A 16,404-nucleotide genomic window follows, 5' to 3' on the forward strand; every position below is an offset into this window, starting at 1 on the left:
ACCAAGGTCCGGGCGGGTCTTGGCAAAAACCTTCGCCCGGATGCAAAAAAGGGGTCGCATGAAGCGACCCCATCAGTCTGGAGTTTACGTGTCCTGAATCGGCGGATCCGGTTGTGCGGACCCGCCCCAAGGGTCAGGCGGCCTTGGTGCTTCCGACGGGCTTGCCGGTGTAGACTTGGTTGCCGACGCGCACCGAGACGCGCCCGTCCGACAGCGTCTGCACGAACTGACCCTGGATTGAGATGTAGTTACCGACGTTGATAGTCCTGAGCATTTCTTCGACCTCCCCAAAAAAGCCGACGATTGAGTGTAGACCGCTTGGATGCATCCCCGGAATGCGCGGCCCGTATGAGTGTATTCTCAATATAGCTTAAAAAGTGTTAACGCGAAGCGGAAAACTTATCATTTTGATGACAAATGCCTGAGGTATACTTGTGTGAACCACACAAATATGTTGATTACCCCGCCCGAATCGGGATGATTCGCCCGTTTCTTGGAACGCCGCAATGCGGCATGCCCAAGCTATAGCCAATCGCGCAGAATGGGGATCAGGGGCAGATCAGCGGCCGGCATCGGGTAATCGCGCAGATTCGCCGGTTTCACCCAGGCGATTCGCTGCCCTTCCTGCGGCGCGACGATGCCGTTCCACTTTCGGCAGGCGAAGAGCGGCATCAGCAGGTGGAAATCCTCGTAGCGATGCGAGGCAAAGGTCAGCGGCGCGAGGCAGCTTTCCCAGGTGTCGATCCCCAGTTCTTCCTGCAGCTCGCGCACCAGCGCCTCTTCGGGCGTCTCGCCCGGCTCGACCTTGCCGCCGGGAAACTCCCACAGCCCGGCCATCGACTTGCCTTCCGGGCGCTGCGCCAGCAGCACGCGGCCGTCGCGATCAATGAGCGCGACGGCCGAAACGAGGACCGATTTCACGACCGGTAATCCGCGTTGATCGAGATGTAGCCATGGGTCAGGTCGCAGGTCCACATCTGGCCCGCGCCGGTCCCGATACCGAGGTCGACGTTGATCTCGATCTCTTCGCGTTTCATGTAGGCGGCGCCGTCGTCTTCCTTGTAACTCGGCGCGACCCAGCCGTTTTCCGCCACGAGGATATCCCCGAAGCGGATCGACAGGGTGTCGCGGTCGGCCACGGCGCCCGACTTGCCCACCGCCATGACGACGCGGCCCCAGTTCGGATCCTCGCCCGCGATGGCGGTCTTGATCAGCGGAGAGTTGGCGATCGCCTTGGCCACGAGGTCCGCGTCGGCATCCGTCTTGGCCCCGGTCACGGAGACGGCGACGAACTTGGTCGCCCCTTCGCCGTCACGCACCACCTGGAATGCGAGGTCCTGCATGACCTCATGCACGGCTTTCCCGAAAGCCGCCCGGCCGACTGGGTCGAGGGCATCGTACTCCACACCCGAAGCGCCCGTCGCGCCGAAGAGCAGCGTGTCGCTGGTCGAGGTGTCGCTGTCCACCGTGATCCGGTTGAAGGTCGCGTCGCTCGCCTCAGACGTGATGGCCTGCAACGCGCTTCGGGAAATCTTCACGTCGGTGAACATGTAGACAAGCATCGTCGCCATGTCGGGCGCGATCATGCCCGAACCCTTGGCAAAGCCCATCACCTTGACCGTCTGGCCGCCGAGCTCGATCTCGCGGGCGCAGCCCTTGGGGAAGGTGTCGGTGGTCATGATCGCCCGCGCCGCCGCCTCGGCCCCGCCGTCCGACAGGGCGCCCGCCAGTTCGTCCACCTTGGCGGTGATGCGGTCATGGGGCAGGCGTTCGCCGATCACCCCGGTCGAGCTGGTGAAGACGCGGGTCGCCGGCAGGTCCAGCCGCTTGGCCACTTCGGCGCAGATCGCCGCCACCGATTCTTCGCCAGCCTTGCCGGTGAAGGCATTGGAATTGCCCGAGTTCACGATGATCGCCGCGCCCGCGTCGCCATCGCCGCCGATCTTGGCCTGGCAGTCCAGCACGTTGGCCGACCGCGTGGCCGAGCGGGTGAACACCCCCGCCACCACCGACCCCGGCGCCAGCCGGGTCAGCATCACGTCCGTGCGGCCCGGGTAGCGCACCCCGGCCGCGACGGTGGCAAATTCGACCCCGGCGATCACCGGCAGGTCGGGAAACCGCTCGGGTGCGAGCGGCGAGACGGGAATGTTCTTGGCCAAGCCTCAGTCCTCCAGGAGCTCGATCCGGCGCAGCAGCGAAGGATCGACTTCCTCGACCTCGGTCTTCTCGATCTGCGCCGCCTGCGTCAGCTCGGCCAGTTTAGCCTGTATCGCATTCTGCTGCACCTGGCTTTCGACCTCGGCGCGCACCTGGTCGAGCTCGGGCGCGGCCTTCTCGCGTTTGTCGTTCAGCTTGATCACGTGCCAGCCGAACTGGGTCTGGACCGGGCCCGCGACCTCGCCCACCGACATCTGCAGCACGGCCGTCTCGAAGGGGGCGACCATCATGCCTTCGCCGAACCAGCCCAGCTCACCGCCGTTGGGGCCCGAGGGGCCGGTCGACTTGTCTCGCGCCAGCGCCGCGAAATCGGCGCCGCCGTCCAGCTCGGCCAACAGGGCGGCCGCCTCTTCCTCGGTCTCGACCAGGATATGCGACGCGTTGAATTCCTGCCCCTGCTCGGCGGCATACATTTCTTCGTAGGCAGCGCGCACCGCCTCTTCGTTCACGGCGGCATTGGCGACGCCCTCGACCGCCTGGGCGGCCAGCAGCCCGCGGTGTTCGTTCTCGAGCGCGACCTCGACGCGGCGGCTTTCGGTCTTCTGGGTCTGGGCCAGCAGCTGCTGTTGCACCAGCTGGTCCAGGATGCCGTCCCACAGCACATTGTCGGGCAGGTTGCGGTACTGGTCGGGCAGGGTTTCCCGCACAAGGATCATGTGGCCCAGCGTGATCTCGGCCCCGTTCACCGTCGCGACCACCATGTCGGCACTGGCGCCGCCGTGGTTCTCGGACCATGCGGGCGTGACGAGGGTGGCCATGACGGCCCCGGCCAGCAGGCTCTTGGTGCGACTATTCATGGGAAAACCTTTCCTTTCCTGCCCGCGTCTCCGCGTGGCGTTGACACTTCCAGACACGCCGCTTACATCCGCCAAGGGCCGAAAAGGCGCTGATGCCGCCCTACCTATGGGCATCATGTCCCGCGGGCAAGCGTCGCGGCCCGCACGAAAGCGTCATTATCGTCTGGAGAAGACATGCTCGGTCTCGGTTCGCTCGCAAAGAAGGTCTTTGGCACGCCCAACGACCGCAAGGTCAAGCAGACCTGGCCCCTCGTCGAAAAGATCAACGCGCTCGAGCCCGAGTTCGAGAAGCTGACCGACCTGGGCCTGATGGAGAAGACGGCCGAATTCATGAAGCGGGTGCAGGGCGGCGAAAGCCTTGACGACCTGCTGCCCGAGGCCTTCGCCAACTGCCGCGAGGCCGCCCGCCGGGCGCTGGGTCTGCGCGCCTTCGACGTGCAGCTGATGGGCGGGATCTTCCTGCACCAGGGCAACATCTCGGAAATGAAGACGGGCGAGGGCAAGACGCTGGTCGCCACCTTCCCCGCCTATCTCAACGCGCTGACCGGGCGCGGCGTGCATGTCGTGACGGTGAACGATTACCTCGCCCGCCGCGACGCCGACTGGATGAGCAAGGTCTACGGCGCCCTGGGCATGAGCACCGGCGTGGTCTATCCCCGCCAGCCCGACGCCGAAAAGGATGCCGCCTACAAGTGCGACATCACCTATGCGACCAACAACGAGCTCGGCTTCGACTACCTGCGTGACAACATGAAGTCCGAGCTGAGCCAGATCCACCAGCGCGATCACTACTTCGCCATCGTGGACGAGGTGGACAGCATCCTGATCGACGAGGCGCGGACGCCGCTGATCATCTCGGGCCCGTCGCAGGACCGGTCCGAGCTTTACGTGGCGATCAACAGCCTGATCCCCGATCTCGACGAACGCCATTACACGATCGAGGAAAAGTCGCGCCAGGTCACCTTTACCGACGAAGGCAACGACTGGCTCGAGCAGCACCTCCGGGCGCGAGGCATCCTGCCCGAGGACCAATCGCTCTATGATCCGGAAAGCACGACCATCGTGCACCACGTCAACCAAGGCCTGCGCGCCTACAAGCTGTTCCAGCGTGACAAGGATTACATCGTCCGCGACGGCCAGGTGGTGCTGATCGACGAATTCACCGGCCGTATGATGGCCGGGCGGCGCCTGTCGGATGGCCTTCACCAGGCGATCGAGGCCAAGGAAGGCTGCCAGATCCAGCCCGAGAACGTGACGCTGGCCTCGGTCACCTTCCAGAACTACTTCCGCCTCTACGACAAGCTGTCGGGCATGACCGGCACCGCTGCGACCGAGGCCGAGGAATTTGCCGAGATCTACGGTCTTGGCGTGGTCGAAGTGCCGACCAACCGCCCCATCGCCCGCGTGGACGAGGACGACCGCGTCTACCGCACCGCGCAGGAGAAATACGACGCCATCGCGGATGCGATCCGCGAGGCGCATGAGAAACAGCAGCCCGTGCTGGTCGGCACCACCTCGATCGAGAAGTCCGAGCTGCTGAGCCAGCTGCTGACCAAGGCCGGCCTGCCGCACAATGTGCTGAACGCCCGCCAGCACGAGCAAGAGGCGCAGATCGTCGCCGATGCCGGCAAGCTGGGCGCGATCACAATCGCCACGAACATGGCCGGGCGCGGTACCGACATCAAGCTGGGCGGCAACGTCGAGTTCAAGGTGATGGAAGCGCTGGCCGCCGACCCCGAGGGCGATCCCGACGCGATCCGCGCCCGCATCGAGGCCGAGCATGAGAGCGCGGAGCAGGCGGTCAAGGACGCCGGCGGGCTCTTCGTCCTGGCGTCGGAGCGTCACGAGAGTCGCCGCATCGACAACCAGCTGCGTGGTCGCTCGGGCCGCCAGGGCGACCCGGGCCGGACCACGTTCTTCCTGTCGCTCGAGGATGACCTGATGCGGATCTTCGGGTCCGAACGGCTGGACAAGGTGCTGTCGACGCTGGGCCTGAAGGACGGCGAGGCGATCGTACACCCTTGGGTGAACAAGTCGCTCGAACGCGCGCAGGCCAAGGTCGAGGGGCGCAACTTCGACATCCGCAAGCAGTTGCTCAAGTTCGACGACGTGATGAACGACCAGCGCAAGGTGATCTTCTCCCAGCGCCGCGAGATCATGGAGGCCGAGGATCTGTCCGAGATCACCTCGGACATGCGCGAGCAGGTGATCGACGACCTTGTCGACCAGCACATGCCGCCCAAGGCTTATGCCGACCAGTGGAACATGGAAGGGCTCTATGCCGACGTGCTGACCTATCTCGGCGTGAACGAGCCGGTCATCGCCTGGGGCGACGAGGATGGCGTCGACGGCGAGGTGGTCAAGGAACGCCTGACCGAGGCGAGCGACACGTTCATGGCCGAAAAGGCCGAGGCCTTCGGCGCCGAGACCATGCGCCAGATCGAAAAGCAGATGCTGCTGCAGACCATCGACGGCAAGTGGCGCGAACACCTGCTGACGCTGGAGCACCTGCGTTCGGTCGTGGGCTTCCGCGGCTACGCGCAGCGCGACCCGCTGAACGAATACAAGAACGAGGCGTTCCAGCTGTTCGAGAACATGCTTGACGGCCTTCGCCTCGAGGTGACGCAGAAGCTGGCGCAGATCCGGCCGATGACGCAGGAAGAGCAGCAGGCGCTGATGAAGCAGTTCGCCGCGCAGCAGGCCCAGCAGAACCGCGCCGCCGATACGGCCCCGGCCGCGCATCCCGGTGCGCCCTACGAGGGCGAGGCAGAGCCCGAGGCCGCCGTCGCGCCCGCGCCGGGGTTTGACGAGAACGACCCGGAAACCTGGGGCAGCCCCGGCCGGAACGATCCCTGCCCCTGCGGGTCGGGCAACAAGTTCAAGCATTGCCACGGCCGCCTGTCCTGACCTGACGCGCGCCGCCCGGGTCCGGCCCGGGTGGCGCGCTTTCCTGGCCGCTAAGGCCCCGTCCGGCACCCGAACGCTGCACCCGCGGCGTTAACGTTTCGGAAACAGCCTGTTCCATTGCTGCCTTATTTCGGCCGCAAGGACTCCCTTGCCGCGCCAAACCCACGGCCCTTTCGCCTGCCATAGTTCTTCCTGCCAATGGGTAAGGAGGGCTGTGATGCAGCTTCAAACGAATCGATACGTGATGATCGGCGCATCGCTGACGCTGGCGCTCGCCATCGGCTTTGTCATGCAGAAATCCGGCGGACCGGGCGCCGGCCCGTCCGTCGCCCCGGTCCAGCAGAATTCGATGGGCACCGGGACGCCGGCCAAGCCGGCGGCCGTGCCCGACGGCGGCGCCCCGGCGACCACCACGGTCGACATCCGCGACGTGCGCCGCACCGCCGCGCCGACCGCGCCCGCCGCGCCACGCCTGGACGGCGAGACGGGTGGCCCGGTGCTGGCCGCGCTGGACGGCACCGGCGAGACGCCGGCCGCCGCCGCCTTCGACTGCCCGGTCGAGATGAGCGCGACGCCCATGGCGGCCGCCATGGTGCAGCTGCGCGTCAGCGCCGATTGTGCGCCGAACCAATGGGTGACCATCCATCACAACGGCCTCATGTTCACCGAGGTGACAGACGAAAACGGCGTGCTCGACATCGGCGTGCCGGCGCTCTCCACGCAGTCCGTCTTCATCTCGGCCTTCGAGAACGGTGAGGGCGGCGTGGCCATCGCCGAGGTGCCGGACCTGGCGCAATACGACCGGGTCGTGCTGCAATGGGCCGGAGCGCCGGGCGTGGAACTGCACGCCATGGAATTCGGCGCCGGCTTCGGTGAGGCGGGCCATGTCTGGATGGAGCAACCCGGCAGCCTTGCGGACGCGGTCCAGGGCACCGGCGGTGCGATGACCTGGCTTGGCGCCACGGGCGGGCCCAAGCCGCGCCTGGCCGAGGTCTACACCTTCCCGGCCGGCCAGTCGCAGGTCACGGGCGAGATCGACCTGTCGGTCGAGATCGAGGTCACCGAGGCGACCTGCGGCACCCAGCTTTCGGCGCAGTCGCTCTCGGTCGCGCGCGCAACGAGCCCGGCGGTCAAGGACCTGCAGCTCTTCGTGCCCGGCTGCGACGCCGTGGGCGACTTTCTGGTCTTGAACGACGTGCTGGAAAGCCTGAAGATCGCGGCCAACTGACCGCTACCCCCGGGGGTTTCATGAACGCCTTTCGTGCGGCGCTTTGCGCCGCACTTTTCCTTGTCTGCGGGCCGGGCTGCGGGCCAGTTCCGGCCGCCGCACAGGACGTGACGCTGTATTCCCGCGACGGGACGATCGAGATCGGCGGCACGCTTCTGGGCTATGACGGCGAGTTCTACCGGGTCGAGACGATCTACGGCGAAATCACCGTGGACGGCTCGGGCGTGCTGTGCGAGGGCGTGGGCTGCCCGAACCTCGACACCTTCGTGGCCGAGGTCGGCATCTCGGGCTCGGCCACCATGGGCCGGGTGCTGATGCCCGCCCTGCTCGAGGCCTTCGCCGCGCGCGAGGGCTACGACATCCGCCGCGAACAGGTCGAGGAGAGCTACGTGCTCTATTCCCTGTCCGACCGGCGCAGCGGCGAGGATGTCGCGCGGTTCCATTTTCACGTGACCAACACCGACGAAGGCTTTGCCGACCTGCTGGCCGACGAGGCCGACATCGTCATGTCCCTGCGCGAGATCCGCCGGGACGAGGCGCGTCTGGCGTCAGAGGCGGGCTTGGGCGATCTCGAATCCGCGAACCGCAGCCGGGTGGTGGCGCTGGATGCCATGGTGCCGATCGTGTCGCCCACGAACCCGGTGCACGAAATCACCGTGTTGCAGCTGGCGCAGGTGCTGGCCGGCCGCATCGACAACTGGGAAAAGCTGGGCGGTCCGGATGCGCCGATCACGGTGCGGCTGCGGGACAGCGCCTCGGGCCTCGCGCAGGCGGTCGAGGACCGCGTGCTGGCGCCCGCGCGCCTGCCGCTGCGGGTGGACGTGGAGCGGCATCCCGACAACCTCTCGCTGGCCGAGGCGGTGGCCGGCGACCTGCTGTCCCTCGGCGTGGCGAGCTATTCCGACATCGGCAATGCCCGGGCGCTGACCATCGGCGGGGCCTGCGATTTCTCGCTCAGGGCCGAGCGGCGGACCATCAAGACGGAAGACTACCCGTTGACCGCGCCGATGTTCCTTTACTTGCCGGCGCGGCGCCTGCCCAAGCTGGCGCGGGAATTCCTGCGCTTTACCCGGTCGGATCCGGCGCAGATCGTGATCCGCCGCGCCGGTTTCGTCGACCAGGCGCCGGAAGAGATCCCGCTGGACATGCAGGGCGACCGGCTGGCCAATGCCGTCACGGTGGCCGGCGCCGGATCGCCCGAGGCCGAGCTTTACCGGCTGGTGCGCACGCTGCGCCCCATGGCGCGGCTGTCGATCTCGTACCGGTTCGAAAGCGGGGCGACGCGGCTGGATGCGCAGAGCCGGTCCAACGTGCAGCAGCTGGCGCGCGAGATCGAGGCGGGGACCTATGACAACCGCACGCTGGTCTTCGTCGGCTTTTCCGACGGGCAGGGGCCGCACGAGGCCAACCAGGCCATCGCCGAACGCCGCGCGGCGGCGGTAATGGAGGCGGTGCGGACCGCCGCCGAGACGGCCGATTTCAGCCGGCTCGAGATGTCATCGGACGCCTTCGGCGAGGCGATGCCCATGGCCTGCGACGACACCAGCTGGGGGCGGCAGACCAACCGGCGGGTCGAGGTGTGGTTGCGTTAGGGGCTGGCTGCGCGATCCCGGGCCCGGATCGAAGCCGGCGATGGATTTCATCCCAAGGCTATTCGCTCCGTCGAATTTTGTGTGCCGCCCGGATGCAGTCCGGGCAGCCCCCGACCCCCACCCGCGGCCGGGGGCCGCCCTTAGCGCCTCGCGGCACCGGCGGGGAAGTCGGAGGCGAGCAGGGGGCAGGTGCTTTAGCGAGAGCAACGACAATGCCAGCTGGGTCCAACAGGGCCCCTCAATACCCCCGCCCGCGATCCACCAGCCCAATCAGCGGCTCGCCGGCCTCGCAGCGCCGGATGTTCTCGGCGATGCTCTCGGACGAAGTCCCGGGCCGCGTGGACGAGGCGATGTGCGGCGTCACGGTGACCGACGGGTGCGCCCAGTAAGGATGCCCCTCGGGCAGCGGTTCGACCGCGAAGACGTCGAGCGTGGCATGGGCGATGTGCCCGGCATCCAGCGCCGCCAGCAGCGCGTCGTCGTCGATCAGAAGTCCCCGCCCGGGGTTCAGGATCACCGCGCCCTTCGGCAACCGCGCCAGCGTTGCGACGTCGATCAGGTGCCGCGTCGCCGGGGTCAGCGGCAACAGCAGCACCAGGATCTCGGCGCGGTTCATCGCGGCTGTCAGACCCGCCTCGCCTGACAGGCATTCCACCCCCGGCACGCGCTTTTCCGACCGGCTCCAGCCCGCCACGTCGAAGCCGAGCCCGGCAAGGGCCAGGGCGCAGGCCTGCCCCAGCTCTCCCATCCCCAGGATGGTCACCTTGCGGTCGGTCGCCAGCGGGGGCACGCGGAAATCCCACACCGGCTGGTCCCGCGTGATGTCGCGGTCCAGACCGAGGTGATGGCGCAGCACATGGCCCGTCACCCATTCGACCATGCCCTGGGTCAGCCCCGTCTCGATCATGCGGCACAGCGGCTGCGTCAGGGTCTCGTTGCCAATGATTCCCTCGACCCCGGCCCAGAGGTTCAGCACCGCCTTCGCCTTTGTGTAGGGCGTGAAATCCTGCACCGTGCCATTGGGCGCGGTGATGATGTAATCGACAGTTTCGGGCGGAAACTCCGTGTCCAGTTCGACTTCCAGCCCGTGCCTGGCGAAGGCCGCGCTCAGCGGGGTCTCATATTCTTCCCAACGCTCGGACTGGCCGGCGAAAAGGACGCGAAGCGGGCGCGGATCAGCGGGGTCTATGGACATGGGCGGACTGTACCAGCCCGAAGGCCACCATCAAGACCAGCATGGCCGACCCGCCGTAGCTGACCAGCGGCAGCGGCACGCCCACCACGGGCGCAAGGCCCATCACCATCGACATGTTGATCGCGAAATAGAGGAAGAAGGCCGAGGCGATCCCCAGCGTCATCAGCGACGAGAACCGGTCGCGGTTCTGCACCGCCGTCACCACGCAGAACACGATGATCAGCGCGTAGAGGCCCAGGAGCGAGACCGCGCCGACAAAGCCGAATTCCTCGGCCAGGGTGGTGAAGATGAAGTCGGTGTGCTTTTCCGGCAGGAAGTTCAGCCGGCTCTGCGTGCCTTGCATGAAACCGCGCCCGGTCCAGCCGCCGGACCCCAGCGCGATCTTGGACTGGGTGATGTGATACCCGGCCCCCAGCGGGTCCTGGCTGGGGTCGAGGAAGGTGTCGATGCGGCGGAACTGGTAATCCTTGAGCAGCTGCCAATCGGTCCCGCGGCTTTCGAACACCGCCCAGACCGTGCCCACGGCGGCGGCGATCACGACGGCAAAATAAAGCCAGTGGACCCCGGCCATGAACAACACGATGGCTCCGCCCAGCATGAGCAGCAGCGCGGTGCCAAGGTCGGGCTGGCGCAGGGTCAGGTAGGTGGGCAGCAGGATGATCCCCACTGGCACCGCGACCCAAAGCGGGCGCGACACCCGCGCCATGGGCAGCCAGTCGTAATAGGCGGCCAGCATCATCACCGTGGTGATCTTGGCCAGCTCGGACGGCTGCAGCCGCATGAAGCCAAGGTCGATCCAGCGCTGCGCCCCCATGCCGATGGCGCCGAAGAACTCCACCGCCAGCAGCAGCAGGATCGTCACGCCATAGGCCACGCCCGAGATGTTGCGCCAGAACCAGGCCGGGACCATGGCCACGGCCATCATCAGCACGAAGCCCACGGCAAAGCGCTTGATCTGCGGCTCGGCCCAGCGGGACACGTCCCCGCCCGCGACCGAGTAGAGCATCAGGAACCCGACACCCGCCACCGCCGCCAGCAGCAGCGCCAGCGGCCAGTGCAGGTACATCACCTTGCGAAAGCCCGCGGGGACATGCTTGACGTTGTACTCGAGGTAACTCATGCGCGTTCGCTGTCCTTGGCGTCGAAATCGACACGCAGGGCGCGCAGCTCTTCCTGCTGCGACTTGATGCGGCCGCGCACCTCGCTCGGGTAGGCCTCGAGCGGGGGATCGCCGTCGTAAAGCGCCTGCAGCGTCACGTCCCGCGCGATGGGCGCGGCGGCGGTCGATCCGCCCCCGCCGTGCTCCACCACCGTCGCCACCGCAAAGCGCGGCTTGTCATAGGGGGCAAAGTTGACGAACAGCGCGTGGTCGCGCCGGTTCCACGGCAGGTCGTTGTTCGAGGTGACGCCGCGCGCCCGTTCGGCCGCGGTGATGTTGCGCACCTGGCTGGTGCCGGTCTTGCCGGCCATGCGCATCTCTTCGGGCAGGATGCGCGAGCGGTAGGCGGTGCCCCGGTTCGAATTCATGACCGCGTACATCGCCTTGCGGATCCAGCGCAGGTGGTTCTCGTTCAACCCCATGGGCACGCCTTCGCGCAGGGGCTGCTCGACCCCGTCGATGGACTTGACCAGGCGCGGCAGAACGGCCCGGCCGGTGGCGATGCGCGCCGTCATGACCGCCAGTTGCAGTGGCGAGGTCAGCACGAAACCCTGCCCGATCGAGGCGTTGACCGAATCGCCGATCACCCAGTCGGCGCCGCGGTTGGCGCGCTTCCATTCCTTGTCGGGCACAAGGCCCGAGGTCACCGCGCTCATCGGGATGTCATGCGCCTCGCCCAGCCCCATCTTGCGGGCCATGCCGGCGATGTTCTCGATCCCGGTCTTCAGGGCCAGGTCGTAGAAATAGACGTCGCAGCTTTCGCGGATCGCCTGTTCCAGGCCGACATGGCCGTGGCCCGACCGCTTCCAGCAATGAAAGCGCCGCCCCCCGACCTCGAGATGGCCGGGGCACCAGACGGTTTCCTCGGGGCCCATCAGCCCGGCATCCAGCGCGGCCAGCGCCGTCACCATCTTGAAGGTCGAGCCGGGCGGATAGGCGTCCTGCACCGTCTTCGAGGCCAGCGGCCGGTGGTCGTTTTCGCGCAGCACCGAGTAATCCGCGCTCGAGATCCCGCGCACGAACTTGTTCGGGTCATAGCTGGGGGCCGAGACGATGGCGCGGAGGTCGCCGGTGTCGCAATCCATCACCACGACCGAGGCGCTTTCGGACCCCAGCCGCGCCTGCACGTAGTTCTGCAGGCGCGAGTCGATGGTCAGCTGCACGTCCTTGCCCGATGTGCCCTCGGTCCGGCCCAGTTCGCGCATGACGCGGCCGGCGGCGTTGACCTCGACCCGCTGCACGCCGGCCTTGCCGCGCAGGCTGTCCTCGAGGTTGCGTTCGATCCCGACCTTGCCGATCTGGAACCGCGGCTGCATCAGCAGCGGGTCCGGGTCCTCGATCCGGTCGAGGTCGCGCTGGCTGACCGGGCCGACATAGCCGATGACATGGGAATAATCCTCTCGCAGCGGGTAGGCGCGGGCAAGGCCGACCTCGGGTGTGACGCCGGGCAGGGCGGGGGCGTTGACGGCGACGCGGCTGATCTCTTCCCAGCTGACGCGGTCGGCGAGGATCACGTTGCGGTGGGCCGGGGTGCGGCGCATCTCTTCGATCGCGTCGGCCAGTGCGGTCTCGTCCAGCGTGGTCAGTTGCGACAGCGCGGCGAGGACGGCGTCCATGTCCTCCACGTCCTCGCGCTTGATCATGATGCGGTAGGTCGGCTCGTTCTCGGCCACCACCACGCCGTTGCGGTCGAAGATCCGCCCGCGCGCCGGGGCGATCAGGTCAAGCCGGATGCGGTTGTCCTCGGCCAGCAGGCGGTATTCCTGCGCCTGGTCGACCTGCATGTAGCGCATCCGCAGGCCAAGTACGCCGATCATGCCGGCCTGAAGGCCGCCGACCAGCAGGGCGCGGCGGCCGATCAGGCGCGCGGCCTGCTGGCTTTCGCGGGGCGATCGTCTCATGCGCGTTGCCTCCCCATGCTTTCAAGGTCCCCGGGCTGCGCCTTGCGGATGCCGAAGACGACATGCGACACGCCGACGACCAGCGGATAGATCGCGATGGTCGCGACGACCTGCATGACGTAGAGGCCCATCGGCGGCATCTGCGTCACGGTCATCGCCAGGGTGATCCGGTAGGCCAGCGCCATCAGCACGATCAGCGTCGCGACGGTCAGCCACTCGGTCGCGAAGGACTGATCACGCAGCTGGCGGGCGTGGCTTTTCAGCCATTCGCTGCCGATCACCAGGATCGCGGCCCAAAGCCCAGGCGGGCGCCCCAGCATCAGGTCGGCCAGCAGGGCGACGGCGGCGACCACCAGGATCGGCACCGCCCGGCGCTTGCGCAGCGACCAGGTCAGCGTCAGCGCCAGCAAGAGATCAGGCCCGGCCCAGTAGCGCGGCAGCGTGTGCAGTGGCAGGATGGAAAAGAACAAGATCACCAGCGAGATGGCGACGTAAAGGCCCCGGGTGGCCCAGAGACGGGCGGCGGTCTGTTCAGCCATCGGCCTGCCCCTCCGCCTGTTGCAGCGGCGCCGCTTCGGGCAGCGCGGGCAGGGCCATCGGCGCGATCAGCGAGCCGGTGCCACCGATGCCCCGCAGCTCGTAGTTCCTGAGCACGCGCAGGAATTCCAGCCGCTCGTAATCGGCGGCCATGCGCACGCGGAACCGCCCGCCCGGGTCCATCGCGACCTGGCCGATCACAAGCCCTGGCGGGAACACCCCGCCATCGCCCGAGGTCAGCACCTGGTCGCCGGGCCGCACCAGGTCCTGGTCCTCGATGAAGTCGATGGGCGGCGCGGCGGTGTTGTCGCCGACGATCAGCACCCGCTGCCCCGAGGGCTGGATGACGGCGGGAATGCGGCTTGATGTGTCGGTCAGCAGCAGCACGCGCGAGGTGTTCTCGCCCACACCCGAGACGCGCCCGACCACGCCCAGCCCGTCCATCGCGGCCCAGCCGTCGACGATTCCGTCATGGGCGCCGATGTTCAGCAGCACGGACTGGCGGAAGGGCGACCCGCTGTCGGCCAACACCACGCCCGTGATGTAGGTCAGCTTGGGGTCGAGCTGCACGTTGTTCAGATCGCGCAGCCGGGCGTTCTCCTGTTCCAGCTGGACGGCGGCTTCCTTCCAGGACTTCATCTGCTGCAACTCGCGGCGCAGTTCCTGGTTCTGCTGGGCAAGGCTTTGATACGACTGGAAATCCCGCAGCAGGCTGATGGCGCCCGTGACCGGTGCCATGGCCCAGTCGAACTGCGGCACGACCCGGTCGATGACGGCGGCGCGGAAGCGTTCGACGCGCGGGCTGTCGATGCGCCAGACCAGGAACAGCGCCAGCAGGCACAGCACAACCACCGCCACAAGCAACCGCTTGAGCGGGCCGGTGTATTCCTCCGACTGGTTCCGATCCCTGGCCATGTGCCTCCGGTCGCCGCCCCTGCGGTTCCGCCTCGCTTACGCCAAGATAGGCCCTTCGGGCCAATGAAAAAAGCGTCAGCTGTCGTAGTCGATCGCGTGGCGCAGCTGCTTTTCGAACTCGAGCGCCTTGCCGGTGCCGAGGGCCACGCAGTTCAGGCTTTCATCCGCGATGGAAACGGCCAGCCCGGTCTGTTCGCGCAGCGCGAGGTCCAGGTCGCCCAGCAGCGCACCGCCCCCCGTGAGCATGACGCCGCGGTCCACGATGTCGGCCGCCAGATCCGGCGGCGTCGATTCCAGCGCGGTCATGACGGCCTCGCAGATCGCCTGCACCGGCTCGGACAGCGCCTCGGCCACCTGGGCCTGGCTGACTTCGGTTTCCTTGGGGATGCCGTTCAGAAGGTCCCGGCCCCGGATCTGCATGGAAGAGCCGCGCCCGTCGTCGGGCATCCGCGCCGTGCCGATGCTGGTCTTGATCCGCTCGGCCGTCGATTCGCCGATCAGCAGGTTCTGCTGGCGGCGCAGGTAGGAAATGATCGCCTCGTCCATCCGGTCGCCGCCGACGCGGATCGAACGGGCATAGACAATATCTCCCAGCGACAGCACGGCCACCTCGGTGGTGCCGCCGCCGATGTCGACGACCATGTTGCCGGTCGGGTCGGTGATCGGCATGCCGGCGCCGATGGCGGCCGCGATCGGCTCGGCGATCAGGCCCGCCTTGCGCGCGCCCGCGCTCAGCACCGACTGGCGGATGGCGCGTTTTTCGACGGGGGTCGCCCCGTGCGGGACGCAGACGATGATCTTGGGCTTCGAGAATGTCGAACGCTTGTGCACCTTGCGGATGAAGTGCTTGATCATCTCTTCGGCGGTGTCGAAGTCGGCGATCACGCCTTCGCGCATCGGGCGAATCGCCTCGATGCTGCCGGGGGTGCGGCCAAGCATGAGCTTGGCATCCTCGCCCACGGCCAGCACCTTCTTGACGCCGTCCTTGATGTGGTAGGCGACCACCGAAGGTTCGCTCAGCACGATGCCGCGACCCTTCACGTAGACCAGCGTATTCGCCGTCCCCAGGTCGATGGCCATGTCGGCCGAAAAGAGACCGGTGAGGTTTCCAAGTCCAAACATACGTCGCCCGCCCCGATTTGCTGCCACAAAAGTCAGAAGGCCCGCGACTCTGTCGAGGCGGGCCGCGCGACTTATACGAAGTGCGCTGCGCGTGCGAAAGGGTGGTGGCAGGACAAATCAGCGCGAAACCGCCCAGTGCCGCCCGGAGCGGAGTTTCGCGCCCCGACGGGCGGTCGATCAGGCCGGCCAGGCCATCGGAACGCGGTCCTTGACCTTCTTGAGCTTGAGCATGTCCATGTAATTCTCGACCTTGTGATCGCCGCCGACGTTCACCTCGTCCGGGCTGAGCCAGTAACGGCTGCCGATGGTGCGAAAGCCAAGGAAACGGGGCGGGACGTGGCAGACCGTGTCGTCTGCGCGGCAGAGGTTCATGACCCAGCCCTCGCCCGGAAGACGGTTGCGCGACCGGCAGACCTGCGGCGAGGCAAAGGCCACGGTCGGCACCTGCAGCGAACAGCCGACGATCTGGGCCGAAGCGGCGCCCAGGCTGTGGCCGACGATGAACTTGGGCCGCAGCCCCTTGGCAAAGGTGTAGACGATCTGCGCGTGTTCCAGGAAGCCCGCGTGCCACAGCGTGCCGCTGTCGCCGGGCACCACCTCGAACCCGTGAGTTTCGGCGCCGTCGCTGGTGACGTTGAGGTTGAAATCGAACCAGTCGGCGAATTCGTTGGTGCCGGGGATCACCAGCACGCCGCTTTTCAGGTAGTGCGCCTGCACGCCGCGGATGTCGATCGACACGTCGACCTCGGCGGCATTGGTGCCCGCGTAGCTGGCGCGGATCATCTCGGCGGCTTCCATCAGATCCAGCTTGGTCATGTGCTCTCTCCCATCCTG

The 16,404-nt window shown here is 67.1% G+C and carries 14 protein-coding genes; 3 read left to right on the top strand and 11 right to left on the bottom strand.

The window, feature by feature from the left end; translation table 11 throughout:
• Positions 1-133: 133 nt before the first annotated feature.
• From MF270_RS20080 to MF270_RS20095, 4 genes are all read right to left on the bottom strand, one after another.
• Positions 134-274, bottom strand: coding sequence for a hypothetical protein (locus tag MF270_RS20080; RefSeq protein WP_238367571.1), 141 nt, complete (start codon positions 272-274; stop codon positions 134-136).
• Positions 275-522: 248 nt separating this feature from the next.
• Positions 523-921, bottom strand: coding sequence for a (deoxy)nucleoside triphosphate pyrophosphohydrolase (locus MF270_RS20085; RefSeq protein WP_238367572.1), 399 nt, complete (start codon positions 919-921; stop codon positions 523-525).
• On the bottom strand, positions 918-2,159 hold the full coding sequence (gene argJ / locus MF270_RS20090; RefSeq protein ID WP_238367573.1) for a bifunctional glutamate N-acetyltransferase/amino-acid acetyltransferase ArgJ: 1,242 nt from the start codon (positions 2,157-2,159) through the stop codon (positions 918-920). Before argJ ends, MF270_RS20085 begins: the two co-directional genes overlap by 4 nt.
• Positions 2,160-2,162: 3 nt before the next feature.
• A complete protein-coding gene (locus MF270_RS20095) occupies positions 2,163-3,014 on the bottom strand; it encodes a peptidylprolyl isomerase (protein WP_238367574.1) in 852 nt (283 codons plus the stop codon).
• Between the two features lie 174 nt (positions 3,015-3,188).
• Here MF270_RS20095 and secA point away from each other — a divergent pair, with 174 nt between their 5' ends.
• The 3 genes from secA to MF270_RS20110 all read left to right on the top strand — a co-directional run bounded on the left by secA (position 3,189) and on the right by MF270_RS20110 (position 8,741).
• Positions 3,189-5,921, top strand: coding sequence for a preprotein translocase subunit SecA (secA, locus tag MF270_RS20100; RefSeq protein ID WP_238367575.1), 2,733 nt, complete (start codon positions 3,189-3,191; stop codon positions 5,919-5,921).
• A gap of 217 nt (positions 5,922-6,138) precedes the next feature.
• Positions 6,139-7,149, top strand: coding sequence for a hypothetical protein (locus MF270_RS20105; protein ID WP_238367576.1), 1,011 nt, complete (start codon positions 6,139-6,141; stop codon positions 7,147-7,149).
• Positions 7,150-7,169: 20 nt separating this feature from the next.
• Positions 7,170-8,741 (top strand): phosphate ABC transporter substrate-binding/OmpA family protein, encoded by a 1,572-nt coding sequence (locus MF270_RS20110; protein ID WP_238367577.1) that lies wholly within the window; start codon positions 7,170-7,172, stop codon positions 8,739-8,741.
• A gap of 238 nt (positions 8,742-8,979) precedes the next feature.
• On the opposite strand, the gene MF270_RS20115 is transcribed toward MF270_RS20110, so the two are convergent.
• From MF270_RS20115 to MF270_RS20145, 7 genes are all read right to left on the bottom strand, one after another.
• Positions 8,980-9,936 carry a 2-hydroxyacid dehydrogenase gene (locus tag MF270_RS20115; protein ID WP_238367578.1) on the bottom strand — a complete coding sequence of 319 codons (957 nt, stop codon included), beginning with the start codon at positions 9,934-9,936 and terminating at the stop codon, positions 8,980-8,982.
• Positions 9,917-11,056 carry a rod shape-determining protein RodA gene (gene rodA, locus MF270_RS20120; RefSeq protein ID WP_238367579.1) on the bottom strand — a complete coding sequence of 380 codons (1,140 nt, stop codon included), beginning with the start codon at positions 11,054-11,056 and terminating at the stop codon, positions 9,917-9,919. Before rodA ends, MF270_RS20115 begins: the two co-directional genes overlap by 20 nt.
• A complete protein-coding gene (gene mrdA, locus MF270_RS20125; RefSeq protein ID WP_238367580.1) occupies positions 11,053-12,996 on the bottom strand; it encodes a penicillin-binding protein 2 in 1,944 nt (647 codons plus the stop codon). Before mrdA ends, rodA begins: the two co-directional genes overlap by 4 nt.
• Positions 12,993-13,535 (bottom strand): rod shape-determining protein MreD, encoded by a 543-nt coding sequence (locus MF270_RS20130; protein WP_238367581.1) that lies wholly within the window; start codon positions 13,533-13,535, stop codon positions 12,993-12,995. Before MF270_RS20130 ends, mrdA begins: the two co-directional genes overlap by 4 nt.
• Positions 13,528-14,448, bottom strand: a complete 921-nt coding sequence (gene mreC, locus MF270_RS20135) for a rod shape-determining protein MreC (RefSeq protein ID WP_238367582.1) — start codon at positions 14,446-14,448, stop codon at positions 13,528-13,530. Before mreC ends, MF270_RS20130 begins: the two co-directional genes overlap by 8 nt.
• A gap of 75 nt (positions 14,449-14,523) precedes the next feature.
• A complete protein-coding gene (locus tag MF270_RS20140; RefSeq protein ID WP_238367583.1) occupies positions 14,524-15,570 on the bottom strand; it encodes a rod shape-determining protein in 1,047 nt (348 codons plus the stop codon).
• 177 nt (positions 15,571-15,747) lie between these two features.
• Entirely contained in the window at positions 15,748-16,386 is a 639-nt protein-coding gene (locus tag MF270_RS20145) for an alpha/beta hydrolase family protein (protein WP_238367584.1), read from the bottom strand.
• Positions 16,387-16,404: the final 18 nt, after the last annotated feature.

This window comes from Mesobacterium pallidum, from assembly GCF_019966535.1.
Lineage (GTDB): Bacteria > Pseudomonadota > Alphaproteobacteria > Rhodobacterales > Rhodobacteraceae > Mesobacterium > Mesobacterium pallidum.